Origin of the sequence: Salmonella sp. 741265055_HSA (assembly GCF_046569525.1) — a bacterium.
Lineage (GTDB): Bacteria > Pseudomonadota > Gammaproteobacteria > Enterobacterales > Enterobacteriaceae > Salmonella > Salmonella enterica.
This window is the reverse complement of record NZ_JBKFSQ010000006.1, coordinates 103515-120518: the sequence shown is the minus strand read 5'-3', so window position 1 is coordinate 120518 and position 17004 is coordinate 103515. Positions and strand designations below refer to the sequence as shown.

At 53.3% G+C, this 17004-nt stretch carries 15 protein-coding genes; 14 read left to right on the top strand and 1 reads right to left on the bottom strand.

Going from position 1 to position 17004, the window contains the following annotated elements; genetic code table 11:
• The first annotated feature begins 23 nt into the window (after positions 1–23).
• From pdxB to purF, 9 genes are all read left to right on the top strand, one after another.
• The gene (gene pdxB / locus ACLD4K_RS05390; RefSeq protein WP_000699176.1) at positions 24–1160 is read left to right on the top strand and encodes a 4-phosphoerythronate dehydrogenase PdxB; all 1137 of its coding nucleotides are present in this window, start codon (positions 24–26) and stop codon (positions 1158–1160) included.
• Between the two features lie 67 nt (positions 1161–1227).
• Complete coding sequence (locus tag ACLD4K_RS05385) at positions 1228–2241, top strand: aspartate-semialdehyde dehydrogenase (protein ID WP_001289141.1); 1014 nt, start codon at positions 1228–1230, stop codon at positions 2239–2241.
• Positions 2241–3053 (top strand): tRNA pseudouridine(38-40) synthase TruA, encoded by an 813-nt coding sequence (gene truA, locus ACLD4K_RS05380; RefSeq protein ID WP_411011496.1) that lies wholly within the window; start codon positions 2241–2243, stop codon positions 3051–3053. The genes ACLD4K_RS05385 and truA overlap by 1 nt, the downstream gene beginning before the upstream one ends.
• Before the next feature lie 48 nt (positions 3054–3101).
• On the top strand, positions 3102–3761 hold the full coding sequence (locus tag ACLD4K_RS05375) for a DedA family protein (protein ID WP_000364318.1): 660 nt from the start codon (positions 3102–3104) through the stop codon (positions 3759–3761).
• 149 nt (positions 3762–3910) lie between these two features.
• Positions 3911–4825, top strand: a complete 915-nt coding sequence (accD, locus tag ACLD4K_RS05370) for an acetyl-CoA carboxylase, carboxyltransferase subunit beta (RefSeq protein WP_000118383.1) — start codon at positions 3911–3913, stop codon at positions 4823–4825.
• Between the two features lie 67 nt (positions 4826–4892).
• Positions 4893–6161 carry a bifunctional tetrahydrofolate synthase/dihydrofolate synthase gene (folC, locus tag ACLD4K_RS05365; protein WP_000792275.1) on the top strand — a complete coding sequence of 423 codons (1269 nt, stop codon included), beginning with the start codon at positions 4893–4895 and terminating at the stop codon, positions 6159–6161.
• Positions 6151–6819: a cell division protein DedD gene (gene dedD, locus ACLD4K_RS05360; protein WP_411011495.1), complete on the top strand. Its 669-nt coding sequence runs from the start codon at positions 6151–6153 to the stop codon at positions 6817–6819. Before folC ends, dedD begins: the two co-directional genes overlap by 11 nt.
• Before the next feature lie 310 nt (positions 6820–7129).
• A complete protein-coding gene (cvpA, locus tag ACLD4K_RS05355; protein ID WP_000262102.1) occupies positions 7130–7618 on the top strand; it encodes a colicin V production protein in 489 nt (162 codons plus the stop codon).
• A 37-nt stretch (positions 7619–7655) separates the two neighbouring features.
• Entirely contained in the window at positions 7656–9173 is a 1518-nt protein-coding gene (gene purF / locus ACLD4K_RS05350; protein WP_000334205.1) for an amidophosphoribosyltransferase, read from the top strand.
• A gap of 35 nt (positions 9174–9208) precedes the next feature.
• Here purF and ACLD4K_RS05345 read toward each other — a convergent pair whose 3' ends face one another.
• The gene (locus ACLD4K_RS05345) at positions 9209–10636 is read right to left on the bottom strand and encodes a sigma-54 interaction domain-containing protein (protein WP_411011494.1); all 1428 of its coding nucleotides are present in this window, start codon (positions 10634–10636) and stop codon (positions 9209–9211) included.
• Between the two features lie 210 nt (positions 10637–10846).
• On the opposite strand from ACLD4K_RS05345, the gene ACLD4K_RS05340 reads away from it, so the two are divergent.
• The 5 genes from ACLD4K_RS05340 (at position 10847) to ACLD4K_RS05320 (ending at position 16927) form a co-directional block, all read left to right on the top strand.
• The gene (locus ACLD4K_RS05340) at positions 10847–12244 is read left to right on the top strand and encodes a diaminopimelate decarboxylase family protein (protein ID WP_000132306.1); all 1398 of its coding nucleotides are present in this window, start codon (positions 10847–10849) and stop codon (positions 12242–12244) included.
• A gap of 90 nt (positions 12245–12334) precedes the next feature.
• Complete coding sequence (locus ACLD4K_RS05335; protein ID WP_000072512.1) at positions 12335–13756, top strand: APC family permease; 1422 nt, start codon at positions 12335–12337, stop codon at positions 13754–13756.
• Between the two features lies 1 nt (position 13757).
• On the top strand, positions 13758–14861 hold the full coding sequence (locus tag ACLD4K_RS05330) for an alanine/ornithine racemase family PLP-dependent enzyme (protein ID WP_000281907.1): 1104 nt from the start codon (positions 13758–13760) through the stop codon (positions 14859–14861).
• A 63-nt stretch (positions 14862–14924) separates the two neighbouring features.
• Positions 14925–16331, top strand: a complete 1407-nt coding sequence (locus ACLD4K_RS05325; RefSeq protein WP_411011493.1) for an amino acid permease — start codon at positions 14925–14927, stop codon at positions 16329–16331.
• 26 nt (positions 16332–16357) lie between these two features.
• Positions 16358–16927, top strand: a complete 570-nt coding sequence (locus ACLD4K_RS05320; RefSeq protein ID WP_001727041.1) for a UbiX family flavin prenyltransferase — start codon at positions 16358–16360, stop codon at positions 16925–16927.
• Positions 16928–17004: the final 77 nt, after the last annotated feature.

Below are 17004 nucleotides of genomic sequence, written 5' to 3'. Positions count from 1 at the left end.
GTTCTCAAACAGGTACGACAGTCGTGAAAATTCTCGTTGATGAAAATATGCCTTACGCCCGCGAATTATTTAGCCGCCTGGGTGAGGTAAAGGCAGTGCCGGGTCGCCCGATCCCCGTTGAAGAATTGAACCATGCCGATGCGTTAATGGTGCGTTCGGTCACGAAAGTGAATGAATCGCTGCTGAGCGGCACGCCGATTAACTTCGTTGGTACTGCTACGGCAGGCACCGATCATGTGGATGAGGCATGGCTGAAGCAGGCGGGCATCGGTTTTTCAGCCGCGCCCGGCTGTAATGCTATCGCCGTGGTGGAGTATGTGTTTTCCGCGCTGTTGATGCTGGCCGAACGTGACGGCTTTTCGTTACGCGATCGCACTATAGGGATTGTCGGCGTGGGTAACGTCGGAAGCCGGCTACAGACCAGGCTTGAAGCGTTGGGTATCCGCACGTTGCTGTGCGATCCGCCACGCGCCGCACGCGGGGACGAGGGTGATTTTCGTACGCTGGATGAGCTGGTGCAGGAAGCGGATGTCCTGACTTTCCATACGCCGCTCTATAAAGACGGACCGTACAAAACGCTGCATCTGGCCGATGAGACGCTGATCCGTCGACTGAAACCCGGCGCCATTCTCATTAACGCCTGCCGCGGTCCGGTGGTGGATAACGCCGCGTTGCTGGCGCGACTTAATGCCGGGCAGCCGCTGAGCGTGGTGCTTGATGTGTGGGAGGGCGAACCGGATCTTAACGTCGCGCTACTGGAAGCCGTGGATATCGGCACGTCGCATATTGCCGGCTATACGCTGGAAGGCAAAGCGCGCGGCACCACCCAGGTCTTTGAGGCCTATAGCGCGTTTATCGGCCGCGAGCAGCATGTCGCGCTGGAGACATTACTGCCTGCGCCTGAGTTTGGTCGTATTACGCTTCATGGCCCGCTGGATCAACCGACGCTGAAAAGACTGGCGCATTTGGTGTATGATGTGCGCCGCGACGATGCGCCGCTGCGTAAAGTCGCTGGAATTCCGGGTGAATTTGATAAATTGCGTAAAAATTATCTTGAGCGCCGTGAATGGTCGTCTTTATACGTGATGTGTGACGACGAAACGGCAGCCGCCTTGCTGTGTAAGCTAGGTTTTAACGCTGTTCATCACCCGGCACATTAATGTCTTCTTAATGCTCCCTGTCGAATAATGCGACAGGGACGCTTATGTATTTCTGGAGTAAATCACCATGTCTGAAGGCTGGAACATTGCCATTCTGGGCGCAACGGGCGCCGTAGGCGAAGCCCTGCTTGAAACACTGGCTGAACGCCAGTTCCCGGTCGGTGAAATTTATGCGTTGGCGCGTCATGAAAGCGCGGGCGAGCACCTCCGTTTTGGTGGCAAGTCGGTCATTGTCCAGGATGCCGCGGACTTTGACTGGACGCAGGCGCAGTTGGCGTTTTTCGTTGCCGGCGCAGAGGCATCGGCTGCCTGGATAGACGACGCGACCAATGCAGGCTGCCTGGTGATAGATTCCAGCGGTCTGTTCGCGCTGGAGCCTGATGTGCCGCTGGTCGTGCCGGAAGTTAACCCGTATGTACTGGCGGATTACCGTAACCGTAACGTGATTGCGGTCGCCGATAGTCTGACCAGTCAACTGCTGGCGGCGCTCAAGCCGTTAATCGATCAGGGGGGACTGTCGCGTATCGCCGTCACCAGTATGTTATCAGCGTCCGCACAGGGGAAAAAAGCGGTCGATGCGCTGGCCGGACAGAGTGCGAAGCTGCTTAACGGCATACCGATTGATGAAGATGATTTCTTTGGCCGCCAGTTGGCGTTCAATATGCTGCCGCTGCTGCCGGATCGTGAAGGCAGCGTGCGCCAGGAACGTCGTATCGTCGATGAAGTGCGTAAAATTTTGCAGGACGATGGCGTGATGATCTCCGCCAGTGTCGTGCAGTCGCCGGTGTTCTATGGCCATGCGCAGATGGTGAGCTTTGAAGCGCTCCGTCCGCTGGCGGCGGAAGAGGCGCGCGAGGCGTTTTCCCGCGGTGAAGATATCGTACTGTCAGAAGAGACGGATTACCCGACGCAGGTGGGCGACGCTTCCGGCAATCCACAGCTCTCTATTGGCTGTGTGCATAATGATTACGGTATGCCGGAACAAATTCAGTTCTGGTCAGTGGCGGACAACGTGCGTTTCGGCGGCGCGCTAATGGCCGTTAAAATTGCGGAGAAGCTGGTGCAGGAGTATCTGTACTGATGTCCGGACAGCAATCATCGCCGGTCTATAAAATTGCGCTGGGTATTGAGTACGACGGCAGCAAGTATTATGGCTGGCAGCGTCAGAATGAAGTGCGCAGCGTGCAGGAAAAGCTGGAAAAAGCGCTCTCGCAGGTGGCAAATGAACCTATTAACGTGTTCTGCGCCGGGCGTACCGATGCCGGCGTTCACGGCACCGGGCAGGTTGTCCATTTCGAAACGACCGTATTGCGCAAAGATGCGGCATGGACGCTGGGGGTAAATGCGAATTTACCTGGAGACATTGCCGTGCGCTGGGTGAAAACTGTACCGGATGATTTTCACGCGCGATTTAGCGCTACGGCTCGCCGTTATCGCTATATCATCTACAATCATCGACTGCGTCCTGCGGTGTTAGCAAAAGGCGTGACGCATTACTATGAGCCGCTGGATGCGGAGCGGATGCATCGCGCGGCGCAGTGTTTGCTTGGCGAAAATGATTTTACCTCGTTTCGTGCGGTGCAGTGCCAGTCGCGCACGCCGTGGCGTAATGTGATGCACATCAACGTTACCCGCCACGGCCCTTATGTGGTAGTCGATATCAAAGCGAATGCCTTTGTTCATCATATGGTCAGGAATATTGTCGGCAGCCTGCTGGAAGTAGGCGCTCACAACCAGCCGGAGAGCTGGATCGCAGAGCTGTTAGCGGCCAGGGACAGAACGCTGGCGGCGGCAACGGCGAAGGCGGAAGGGCTATATTTGGTTGCGGTGGATTACCCTGACCGGTTTGACCTTCCAAAACCGCCAATGGGCCCGCTATTTCTGGCGGACTAATCCGAATCGCACACCCGAAACGTGTCGGGTAGAAAGGCAAAGACAAATATGGACCTGATCTACTTTATTATTGATTTTATTCTGCACATCGATGTGCATCTGGCGGAGCTGGTCGCGGAGTACGGCGTCTGGGTGTACGCTATTTTGTTTTTGATTCTGTTTTGTGAAACCGGCCTGGTCGTCACGCCGTTCCTGCCGGGCGACTCGCTGCTGTTTGTCGCCGGGGCGCTGGCTTCGCTGGAAACCAACGATCTCAATGTGCATGTCATGGTGGCGTTAATGCTGATCGCCGCAATTGTCGGCGATGCGGTAAATTACACGATTGGTCGACTGTTCGGCGAAAAACTGTTCAGTAATCCGAATTCGAAAATTTTCCGCCGCAGCTATCTGGATAAAACCCACCAGTTTTATGAAAAACACGGCGGTAAAACTATCATTCTCGCTCGCTTCGTGCCGATCGTCAGAACCTTTGCGCCGTTTGTGGCAGGGATGGGGCACATGTCCTATCGGCATTTTGCCGCTTATAACGTCATCGGCGCGCTGCTGTGGGTGCTGCTCTTTACCTACGCCGGTTATTTCTTCGGTACGATACCGTTGATTCAGGATAACCTTAAGCTGCTGATTGTGGGGATTATCGTGGTTTCGATATTACCTGGCGTCATTGAGATTGTCCGGCATAAGCGCGCTGCGTCGCGTGCCGCAAAATAGAAAGTAACTCAGCGGTTCGACCACTTTTTTATCCAAAGTTTCGGGCTGTTATGTTTTAATGTGCAACATTCATGGTCTGTTGGGGGCAAAAATGGCATTATGCGCCCCTTATAATAAAGCTGACTAAGGTTCAGGCAGAAAGGTCACCAATGAGCTGGATTGAACGAATTAAAAGCAACATTACTCCCACCCGCAAGGCAAGCATTCCTGAAGGGGTGTGGACCAAGTGTGATAGCTGCGGTCAGGTTTTATACCGCGCTGAGCTGGAACGTAATCTTGAGGTCTGTCCTAAGTGTGACCATCATATGCGCATGTCGGCGCGCAATCGCCTGCATAGCCTGTTAGATGAAGGTTCCCTTGTGGAGTTGGGTAGCGAGCTGGAGCCAAAAGACGTGCTCAAGTTCCGCGACTCCAAAAAATATAAAGACAGACTGGCGTCCGCGCAGAAAGAAACCGGCGAGAAAGACGCGCTGGTGGTCATGAAAGGGACGCTTCACGGTATGCCGGTTGTCGCCGCCGCGTTTGAATTCGCGTTCATGGGCGGCTCAATGGGGTCTGTCGTTGGCGCACGCTTCGTTCGTGCCGTTGAACAGGCGCTGGAAGATAACTGTCCGTTAGTGTGTTTCTCTGCTTCCGGCGGCGCGCGTATGCAAGAAGCGCTGATGTCGCTGATGCAGATGGCGAAAACCTCGGCGGCGCTGGCTAAAATGCAGGAACGTGGTCTGCCCTACATCTCGGTATTGACCGATCCGACAATGGGCGGCGTTTCCGCCAGTTTTGCGATGCTGGGCGATCTCAACATCGCCGAGCCAAAAGCCCTGATTGGCTTCGCCGGCCCGCGCGTTATCGAACAAACCGTTCGCGAAAAACTGCCGCCGGGATTCCAGCGCAGTGAGTTCCTGATCGAAAAAGGCGCTATTGATATGATCGTCCGCCGCCCGGAAATGCGCCTGAAGCTGGCGAGCATTCTGGCGAAGCTGATGAATCTGCCCGCGCCGAACCCGGACGCCCCGCGTGAAGGCGTGGTGGTGCCTCCGGCGCCGGATCAGGAGTCTGAGGCCTGATAACTGAAAAGGGCAGGGCCGCAGGCTCTGCCCTTTTGCTTTTCACCGTAAAGAAGCAGCGGAATCAATGAAAAACAAATCTATACCTCAAGCTGCGTCGCCCCTGGCCTCGTGGCTTTCTTATCTGGAAAACCTGCACAGCAAGAGTATCGATTTAGGCCTTGAGCGCGTAAGCCAGGTGGCAGCTCGTCTGGACATCCTCAAGCCTGCGCCGTTCGTTTTTACCGTTGCGGGAACCAACGGTAAAGGTACGACCTGTCGAACGCTGGAGTCGGTGTTAATCGCGGCGGGATACCGTGTGGGCGTCTATAGTTCGCCTCATCTGGTACGTTACACCGAGCGCGTGCGCGTGCAGGGGAAAGAATTAGCGGAATCCGCGCATACCGCGTCCTTTGCGGAAATAGAAGCGGCGCGCGGCGATATTTCATTGACCTATTTTGAATATGGTACGTTGTCGGCATTGTGGCTGTTTAAACAGGCTAACCTTGACGTGGTGATTCTGGAGGTCGGGTTGGGCGGGCGCCTGGACGCCACGAACATTGTGGATGCCGATGTAGCGGTAATTACCAGCATCGCGCTTGACCATACTGACTGGCTGGGGCCGGATCGCGAAAGTATCGGCCGCGAGAAGGCCGGGATTTTTCGTGCGGAAAAACCCGCTATTGTCGGCGAACCGGAAATGCCGGCAACCATCGCGGATGTCGCTCAGGAGACCGGCGCGCTGTTGCGGCGTCGCGGCGTTGACTGGCGTTATGAGGTGACAGCGACCCACTGGGCGTTTACCGATGGCGACGGTACGCTTGCCGGACTGCCGTTGCCGCAGGTTCCCCAGCCGAATGCCGCCACCGCCCTGGCCGCGCTGCGCGCCAGCAGGTTGAACATTGACGAGCAGGCGATTCGCGACGGTATTGCGCAGGCTACCTTGCCGGGACGTTTTCAAATCGTGAGTGAGTCGCCGCGCGTTATCTTTGATGTCGCCCATAATCCCCACGCGGCGGAATACCTGACGGGTCGTCTGAAAATGTTGCCGAAACGCGGGCGCGTGCTTGCGGTGATTGGTATGCTGCATGATAAAGATATCGCCGGCACGTTAGCCTGGTTGAAAAGCGTGGTTGACGACTGGTATTGTGCTCCGTTAGAGGGGCCGCGCGGCGCGACGGCGGAACAACTTCTGGAACATCTGGGGAAAGGGAATGTCTATGATAGCGTCGCGCAGGCATGGCAGGCCGCTATCGACGCGGCGCAGCCAGAAGATACCGTGCTGGTGTGCGGATCGTTCCACACCGTCGCACATGTTATGGAAGTGATAGACGCGGGGAGAATCGGTGGCGAGTAAGTTTCAGAATCGTTTAGTCGGCACGATTGTGTTAGTCGCGCTGGGGGTTATTGTGCTTCCCGGTCTGCTGGACGGACAGAAAAAGCATTATCAGGATGAATTTGCTGCGATTCCACTGGTACCGAAGCCTGGCGACCGCGATGAGCCGGATATGATGCCTGCCGCAACGCAGGCGCTGCCGACACAGCCGCCGGAAGGGGCGGCTGAAGAGGTGCGGGCGGGAGATGCGGCAGCGCCGTCTCTGGACCCGTCGCGCATGGCGTCTAACAATGTCGAGCTTGATCCGATACCGGTGGAGGCGCCTAAACCGAAGCCGGTTGAAAAGCCGAAGCCTAAACCGCAACAGCCGGTTGTCGCCGCTTCCACGCCGACGCCCGCGCCGAAACCGGCCGCCGACGATAAACCTGCACCGACCGGCAAAGCCTATGTCGTACAGTTGGGCGCGCTGAAAAATGCGGATAAAGTCAACGAGATAGTCGGCAAGCTTCGTTCCGCCGGGTTCCGGGTTTATACTTCACCCTCAACGCCGGTACAGGGTAAAATAACCCGTATTCTCGTCGGGCCGGATGCGTCGAAAGATAAGATGAAAGGATCGCTTGGCGAGCTCAAGCAGATTTCCGGGTTAAGCGGCGTGGTGATGGGATATAGCCCGAACTAAGGCGCGTTTTGCCCGACTACGCAGCGTTAAGGCCTACGGTGTTCACCTGGTAATCGCCGAAGTTCTGTAGGCTGGATAAGGCGTTTACGCCGCCATCCGGCAGAAGGAATGAACCTGGTATCCTGCGCTTATCAGGCCGATGGCAGCTCTTCTGGTCGTGCCCGAAGAGATAAAAAGTGTGATGGCGTTGAATATTTTTTCAGCGCCATTTTTATTTACGCGTGGGAAGGAAATCCCTACGCAAACGTTTTCTTTTTCTGTTAGAATGCGCCCCGAACAGGACGACAGGGCGTAAAATCGTGGGACATCTATGGTCTGGATTGATTACGCCATTATCGCGGTGATTGCTTTTTCCTGTCTGGTTAGCCTGATCCGCGGCTTTGTTCGTGAAGCGTTATCGCTGGTGACGTGGGGTTGTGCTTTCTTTGTCGCCAGTCACTACTACACTTACCTGTCTGTCTGGTTTACGGGCTTTGAAGACGAACTGGTTCGTAATGGGATTGCTATCGCGGTACTGTTTATCGCGACGCTTATCGTCGGCGCTATCGTGAATTTTGTGATAGGTCAGCTAGTAGAAAAGACCGGCCTGTCGGGAACTGACCGGGTGTTGGGGATCTGTTTCGGCGCACTGCGAGGCGCGCTGATTGTCGCCGCCATTCTGTTCTTCCTTGATACCTTTACCGGCTTGTCGAAAAGCGAAGACTGGAGCAAATCGCAGCTCATCCCGCAGTTCAGCTTCATCATCAGATGGTTCTTTGACTATCTGCAAAGCTCGTCGAGTTTCTTGCCCAGGACGTAACAGGTTCTGAGATGTGGCTTAACGAGGAAAATGACGTATGTGCGGTATTGTCGGTATCGCCGGTGTTATGCCGGTCAACCAGTCGATTTATGACGCGTTAACAGTGCTCCAGCATCGTGGTCAGGATGCTGCCGGTATCATCACCATTGATGCGAATAACTGCTTCCGCTTGCGTAAGGCAAACGGACTGGTGAACGATATTTTTGAAGCTCGCCACATGCAGCGTTTGCAGGGCAACATGGGGATCGGCCATGTGCGCTACCCTACCGCAGGCAGCTCCAGCGCTTCCGAAGCGCAACCTTTTTATGTTAACTCGCCGTATGGCATCACGTTGGCCCATAATGGCAACCTGACTAACGCGCACGAGCTACGTAAAAAGCTGTTTGAAGAAAAGCGCCGTCATATCAACACCACCTCCGATTCCGAAATCCTGCTCAATATTTTCGCCAGCGAGCTCGACAACTTCCGTCACTATCCGCTGGAAGCCGACAATATTTTTGCCGCGATTGCCGCGACTAACCGTCAAATCCGCGGCGCCTATGCCTGCGTGGCGATGATTATCGGCCACGGCATGGTGGCTTTTCGCGATCCGCACGGCATTCGCCCGTTAGTGCTGGGTAAGCGTGACGTTGGCGATGGTCGTACGGAGTATATGGTCGCTTCTGAAAGCGTGGCGCTGGATACGCTGGGCTTTGAATTCCTGCGCGATGTTGCGCCGGGCGAAGCTATCTATATTACCGAAAAGGGGCAACTGTTCACGCGCCAGTGCGCGGATAACCCGGTCAGTAACCCCTGTCTGTTTGAGTACGTTTATTTTGCTCGTCCGGACTCCTTTATCGACAAGATCTCCGTCTACAGCGCTCGTGTGAATATGGGCACCAAACTTGGCGAAAAAATCGCTCGTGAATGGGAAGATCTGGACATCGACGTCGTGATCCCTATCCCGGAAACCTCCTGCGATATCGCACTGGAAATTGCCCGTATTCTCGGCAAGCCGTACCGCCAGGGATTTGTCAAAAATCGTTACGTGGGACGTACCTTTATCATGCCGGGCCAACAGCTACGCCGTAAATCCGTGCGCCGTAAGCTCAATGCTAATCGCGCGGAATTCCGCGATAAGAACGTCCTGCTGGTGGATGATTCCATCGTGCGTGGCACCACATCAGAGCAGATCATCGAGATGGCCAGGGAAGCCGGCGCGAAGAAGGTTTATCTGGCGTCCGCCGCGCCGGAAATTCGTTTCCCCAACGTCTATGGCATTGATATGCCGACCGCCAATGAGCTGATCGCGCATGGTCGCGAGGTGGATGAGATTCGTCAGATCATCGGCGCAGACGGGCTTATCTTCCAGGATCTGAACGATCTGATCGAAGCCGTGCGCGCGGAAAATCCGGATATCCAGCAGTTTGAGTGTTCGGTATTTAACGGGGTATATGTCACCAAAGACGTAGACCAGCAATACCTCGACTTCCTGGATTCATTACGTAATGACGACGCCAAAGCGGTGCTGTTCCAGAACGAAATGGAAAACCTGGAAATGCATAACGAAGGATAATGGCTTTGCCAGCGGCGCGATGCCGCTGGCCGATGTCAACTACGCACCACGCCGAAGCGAATAGCGTATTTTTGTACTTTGTACTGTAACGTGGTGCGCGATACGTTAAGGCTGCGGGCTGCGGCGGCAATATTCCCCTGATGCGTATCCAGCGCGGTTTCTATTAAATGCCTTTCGTAGTTGGCAACCCGTACCTCCAGCGACCCTTCATACTGCGGATCGGGTGACGAGGGAAGGGGATTTTCCGGCGCGGTTTCCGGTACGCCTAAATTTAACTCGTCCTGTTCAAAAATGATGTGTTTGAGCAGCCCATCTTTTTCCTGCATGATCATGCTGCGTACAATCGCGTTTTCCAGCATTCTGACATTACCCGGCCAGGCGTGATTGAGCAGATCAGCACGTGCCGTCTCGCTTAATCCGTGAATATCCTGCGGCACGTCATTACGGTATTTATCAATAAAATAATTCGCCAGTAAGGGAATATCTTCCGGGCGGGCGCGCAGCGGCGGTAACGTCAACATTCCGACGCTCAACCGATAAAAAAGATCTGCCCGCAGACGTTCTTGTTGAATTAATTTGACGGGCGCTTCGTTCATGGCGGCAACGATCCTGACATCAGAGTGGAGTTGCTGTTGTCCGCCGAGCCGCCAGAAGGTTTTATCCTGCAAGAATCGCAGCAGCTTACTTTGCATCTCTATCGGCATGGCGTTCAGCTCATCAAGAAAGAGCGTTCCCCCGTTTGCCAGCTCCAGATAGCCCTGGCTATTTTCCGCGCCGGTATAGGCGCCGCGCACGGTGCCGAAAAGCGTACTTTCGATAAGCGTAGGCGGTAGAGCGCCGCAGTTCAGGGCGATAAATGGTTTATTCGCCCGCTTGCTGCATTGATGGATCAGGCGGGAAAATAGCTCCTTACCCGTTCCCGTCTCCCCGACAATCGTCACCGGAATATTACTGGCGGCCAGCCGTTTGGCTTTGGCGATATTACTGAGCATTTCCGGGTTTTCGGTAATAATGGCATGGTGCTTCTCATGGTGATCGGCATACAGCAGTTGGTTCAGTTCTACCACCTGCTCCTGGAGCCGCCTGACGCCGGACATATTCCTGCCGATTTCGATAACGCCGACCATGCCGCCATCGCTTGCATAGAGCGGCGCGGTGGTGTGCTGATAGTCAACGGCCTGGCCTCGCGCATTGTAATAAATTTGATAATGGCCAATGTATTCCACGCCTTTTTTTAACGATGAAAGCATCGTACTTTGGGTCTCTTTCATGCCCGGATAGACATCCAGCATATGTTTTCCCATTGCCCGTTCAATACTGTAGCCGTCCAGATCCGCGCTTTCCTGATTGTAGTAAACGTATTCACCACGCTCATTAATGACGGCCAACGGCTGATGAATCAAATCGAAAAAGCGGGAAAACATCCTGAGCGCCGAGGCCAGTTCCTGATTGGTGGATGCCATACATGCATTCCTCATATCTATTGTTCATGTTGCCATTATAAAAGTGACGAATTTTCGTCGTTGTGATGAATAGCAAACTCAATGACGAAAATGAGAAACAGCTTATTTTTATAAATAATTGATTATTTTGATAAAAAATAGTGGCATGCCTTTTGCTTTATCCCTGTAAAGAATGAGGATTTTTACCATAAACATTAAGCAGAGGGCGTTATGACTGACTCGATTATGCAGAATTACAACCAGCTACGTGAGCAGGTAATCAACGGCGATCGCCGTTTCCAGCACAAAGACGGTCATTTGTGTTTTGAAGGGGTCGATCTGGACGCTCTGGCGCGCCAGTACCCCACGCCGTTCTATGTGTTTTCTGAGCCGGAGATTATTCGTAACATTCATGAAATCCAGCAGGCATTTGCGGCGCATAAAAATACCAAAACCTTCTTTGCGTCAAAAACCTGCTCGGTCATGGGGGTGTTGAAAGCCATTCGTGACGCCGGAATTTGCGCGGAGGCAAACTCACAATATGAGGTTCGCAAGTGTCTGGAGATAGGCTTTCGCGGCGATCAGATCGTCTTCAACGGCGTGGTGAAAAAGCCTGCCGATCTGGAATATGCCATCGCTAACGATCTGTATCTTATTAATGTTGATAGCCTGTATGAGCTGGAACATATTGATGCCATCTCTCGCAAGCTGAAGAAAGTCGCCAATGTTTGCGTCCGTGTAGAGCCGAATGTTCCCTCGGCGACGCATGCGGAACTGGTTACCGCTTTCCATGCGAAGTCAGGTCTCGACCTGGAACAGGCGGAAGAAACCTGCCGCCGCATTCTGGCGATGCCTTATGTGCATTTGCGCGGCTTGCATATGCATGTGGGCGATCAGGTGCCGGAGTCAGAGCCTTTCGCAAAAGCGACTAAAGTGCTGGTGGATGAATCCCGTCGCCTGGAAGAGGTGCTCGGTATTAAATTTGATTTGATCAACGTGGGCGGCGGAATTCCGGTTCCCTATAAATATGACGACGAGAATGGCGACCCGTTAAAAGATAATATGTATGCCGGTATTACCGCCCAGGATTTTGCCGATGCGGTCATTCGCGAAGTGCATAAATGGCGTACCGATGTGGAAATATGTATTGAACCGGGACGTAAAGTGACCGGGTCGGCGGCGGTTTTACTGACGGAAGTCTCCTGCGAAAAACGTAAAACAAATTACGATCTTAACGGCAATGTGGAATGCCACGTTGAATGGAAATTTGTCGACGCCGGTTACAGCGTACTCTCTGACAGCCAGCATTTTGACTGGTTCTTTTATGTCTATAACGCCTCTCGCATGACGGCAGCGCACGACGCCTGGATAAAATTAGCCGGGCCGCTGTGTGATGGCGGGGATTATTTCCACATGGGAGTGAAAGGCGAAGAGTTTTTACTGCCGAAGGAGACTCATGTTGGCGATATTGTCGCGTTTCTTGATGCCGGGGCATACACCATTGAAAGTCAAACCGTTTATAACAACCGTCCGCGCACGGGCGTGGTGATGATCGATAAAAATGGTGAGACGCGTCTGATTCGTCGGGAAGACAGTTACGAAGACATGGTCAAGTACGACATTTATTAATACTGTTTTGGGTTTCAGTTTCATGCTGAAGCCCGTCGTCAGATGATAAGAAGAGGGCAGTGATGCCTGAATGCATAACAGGAGATGGCCATGAGTAACACGAATTCTGGCTTACTTGGCATCAAAGACATTGTCTTTATGAATGTCATCGCTATTCTGAGTTTGCGGCAAATCCCTAACGTGGCGCCTTACGGGGCATCGGCCATGTTGTTATGGGTGATCGCCGCATTCTGTTTGTTTTTTCCTTTAGCGATGGTATGCGGCGAGCTGTCAACCGGCTGGCCGAAAGATGGCGGGATATTTGTCTGGATTAAAGAGGCATTTGGTAAACGTATTGCATGGATTGTTGTGGTTTGTTTTCTCTTTTCCTGCGTACTGTTTTTCCCATTAATGCTGCAATTCGGCTTTACCGCGTTGGGCTATATGATCGGCGGCGGCCTGGCGGAAAATAAAGCATTTATCGGTATTGGTTCCGCGGTAATTTTCTGGCTATTAACGCTGATGAATATCCGTGGGATGGAATGGACAAAAATTATTAATAGCATCAGCGCCTGGTGCGGCGTATTTATTCCCTCCGCCATCCTCATTTTACTGGCGGTGGTATGGCTATGTACCGGACACCAGATGCAGACGGACTACACTACAGCGAAAAACTGGATTCCGGATCTCGGACACTGGGATACGATCGTTTTCTTATCCAGCATGATGTTTGCGTTTGCCGGACTGGAGGTCGCCCCGATGATTGCCGGGCGTACCCGTAATCCACAGCGTGATTTTCCGCGAGCGATGGCCGTCTCCGCTGCCGTTATCGTTGGGATCTATATGGTCGGCACCTGGGCGCTAAATACGCTTTTACCCGCCGGGAAAACCGACATTGTGGCAGGCGTCATGCAGGCTATGCATGCTGCTGCGGACACGCTGCATATGCCGTGGTTAATTCCTGTTATGGCCATCTGTATGTTTTTTGGCGCTCTCGGGCAAATTAACTCCTGGCTGGTGGGGCCGATTTATATGCTCCAGGAAGCCTCGCGTGAAGATAATCTGCTGGGGGACCGAATTGGCAAATTACATCCGGTGTGGAAAACGCCCGCCTTTGCCTTGACTGTACAGGCGATTATTGTCACGGTCCTGTGTTTTTCGACTTTTATTTCGCCAAGCGTTGCGGCGGCTTACTGGATGTTAACGGCGCTAACGACCATCACCTATTTTATTCCTTATCTGGTGATGTTCCCGGCGTTCTGGCGTTTACGTAAGACTCAGCCGGATACGCCAAGAAGTTTTAAAATTCCGGGCAAGGTTTTACCGGCTATTTTACCCGCGCTGGGCTTTCTTTCTATCGCCTTTGCCGTTGCGCTGTTATTTATTCCGCCTTCTCAAATTGATATGGGCGGATATTTCCAGTACGCCGGGAAAATTATTGGCGGAGCCGTGCTGGCGGTTGTCGTCGCGGAGTACATTTACCATCGGGCGCAGAAACGTAATGCCCGTTTAAGCATGGCGGGAGGAAAATAAAATGTATATGCCAGTTCTGGAAATAAATCTACGCAAGCTGGAAGAAAACGCCCGCACGGAAAAAGCTCTGCTGGCAAGCAGCGGTATTGACGTGATGGCTGTCAATAAAGTTTTTGACGGCTGCGTGGAAACTGCGCAGGCGGTGTTCAACGGCGGAATTACCGTTATTGCTGAATCACGAACCTATAATTTGAAAAAAATACGCGAGACAGGATGTACAACCTGCCTGTTACGCAGCCCGTGTCTGAGTGAAATCGAAGATGTGGTGCGTTACGCGGATATTAGTTTAAATAGCGAGCCGGTGGTATTACGGGCATTATCGCAAGAAGCCCAACGCCAGGGGAAAACGCATCAGGTATTACTGATGGTGGATATGGGCGATTTACGCGAGGGTATCTGGTTTGGTGAATATCAACGCATTCTTGAGACCGTGACTCTGATTACTGGTCTGCCCGGTCTGGAATTATATGGACTGGGCACCAACTTTAATTGTTACGGCACCGTGTTGCCAACGGTAAAAAATGGCGAGGATTTTCTGGCGCTGGCCGCCCGGTTGGAAGCCGACAGCGGTATTCCTGTCCGGCGGCTTTCTGCGGGAAACTGCACCAGCTATCACCTGCTGGATAAAGGTATCTGGCCGCAGGGGCTGAATCATCTGCGCATCGGCGGACTGCATGAATTCGGCATTGAATATGTGGACATGAAATACCTGAATGAATTTCACCACTCCGCAAAACCGGTCGATAAAGCCTGTTCCGATATGTATATCCTGGAAGCGGAAATCATCGAACTGAACAGTAAACCGACCGTCCCGGTCGGGGAGCTGGGCGTCGATGCCTTTTTGCAAAGTAAAACCTTTGTCGATCGTGGCATACGCCGACGCGCATTGCTGGCGTTTGGTCGTCAGGATGTGCCGTCGGATAACTGTGTGCCATGCGACGACGCTATCACTATCTTAGGGCAAACCAGCGATCATACGCTGGTGGATATTGAAGATTGTCGTCAGTCGCTAAAAGTAGGCGATGTGGTTCGCTTTGAGCTGGATTATACGGGCCTGTTAATGGCCTGCCAGACCAAAGGCGTCGCCTGGAGGTTTACGCGTTAACGCATAACCGCCGCGGCGATGTCGCGGCGGCATCTTTGACCTCACGAAAGACAGGGAGTAACGATGGATACCCTGCAACAATCACCGCCAGCAGAGCCTGAAGGCGGTCTGCGGCGTAACCTGAAGAAGCGGCACCTGCTGATGATGTCGTTGGGCGGCACGATTGGCACCGGCTTATTTATCGGCATTGCCGAACCGTTAAGCAGCGTCGGGCCGGCGGGAACCTTACTGGCCTATCTGTTTGCCGGAACCATTATGCTGGCGACGATGATGTGTCTTGGCGAATTATCATGCGCCTTTCCTCACTCCGGTTCATTTCAACATTACGCGCTGATGTTTATGCCGTCACCTTGCTGGAGCTATACCATTGGCTGGCTTTACTGGTTTAGCTGGGTCTTTTCCCTGGCAGCCGACCTCACTGCCGCAGGGTTTATTGCTCATCAGTTTTTCCCCGCGGTTCCGGTATATATGTTCTGCCTGGCGATTCTGCTCATCCTGACGGCCATCAATCTCACCTCCGCAAAAAGTTTTGGCGAATGCGAATACTGGCTTTCGGCCATTAAGGTTTTCGCGATCGTGCTGTTTATCTGCGCGGGCGGGGTCATGATCTACTCGCTAATGGGCCATAGCGACTGGCACCCGACATTAAAAGCAGACGGAATGTGGTTTCCCCACGGTTGGGAGCAAATTGTGGTCTGTATGACGATCGTGATTTACTCTTTCCAGGGGGTGGAACTGGTAGGAAATGCGGCAGGGGAGACCGAATCGCCGCACATTATTTTACCGAAAGTGATCCTGGGGATCGGTCTCAGAATCATTTTATTTTACGGCCTGGCGATTGCGGTGCTGGCGCTGGTCTATCCGCATGGACTGACGCCAAATGGACAAAGCCCCTTTGTATGGGTATTCTCCCACGCGGGTATTCCGGGGGCGGATACGCTGATGACGCTGGTGATCTTTTCCGCCGCGATTTCTGCCGCTAACTCGGCCATTTACGCCAGTTCGCGTATGCTGTGGTCTATGGCAGGCGATCGCTTTGCGCCAGCCTGCTTTGGTAAAACGAACGGCGGCGGCGTGCCGGTGTATGCTATTTTAATCACGGCCTTGCTGGCGTTGGTGTCGTTGCTGACCCGCTATATTCCCGCACAGCAATTTTATTTATATCTGATCGCCAGTACCGGGCAGGTGGGTTGCCTGGCATGGATAACCATCGGATGGTGCCAGTATCGCTTCCGGCAATCGGTGCGTAATGGAACGTACGCCAGCGATTTGCTACGCTATCGATCGCCGCTTTTCCCCTGGACGGCCCGATTTGTCATTATCACCAATTTTGCCATTATGGTCGGCACCTGGTTTAGTGAGCAAGGGGTAGTGATAATGTTGGTTGAGCTGGCTTTTATGATAGGGATTCTTTTGTCATGGTATCTCTTCAGACCCACTTTGAGCCGATTACGTAACACAGTGGGATGAACGGCGCTCGTAAACGGTAAGAGAACATGAAACGACTCATTGTAGGAATTAGCGGCGCCAGCGGAGCGATTTATGGCGTGCGCTTATTACAAATTTTGCGCGATGTCGATAGCGTGGAAACGCATCTGGTGATGAGCCAGGCGGCCCGGCAAACGCTGGCGCTGGAGACCCATTTTTCGCTGCGCGAGGTGCAGGTGCTGGCCGATGTGACGCACGATGCGCGCGACATTGCCGCCAGCATTTCCTCGGGCTCTTACCCGACGGCGGGAATGGTTATCTTGCCCTGTTCGATTAAAACGCTGTCGGGGATTGTCCACAGTTATACTGACGGACTGCTTACCCGCGCGGCGGATGTGATATTAAAAGAGCGGCGACCTCTGGTGCTGTGTGTGCGTGAAACGCCGCTGCATATCGGGCATTTGCGTTTAATGACCCAGGCCGCTGAGATAGGCGCGGTGATTATGCCGCCGGTTCCGGCTTTTTATCATCTTCCTCAGACGTTAGATGATGTTATAAATCAAACGGTTAACCGAGTGCTGGATCAGTTTGATATCCCCCTTCCGCACGATCTTTTTGTTCGCTGGCAGGGCGCATAGCGTTGTCTGTTTAGCGTGCATTATTGTCCCTGTTGCCCTGTTTCAGGGCAATTTTGTAACCGCGATCATATCCTCAA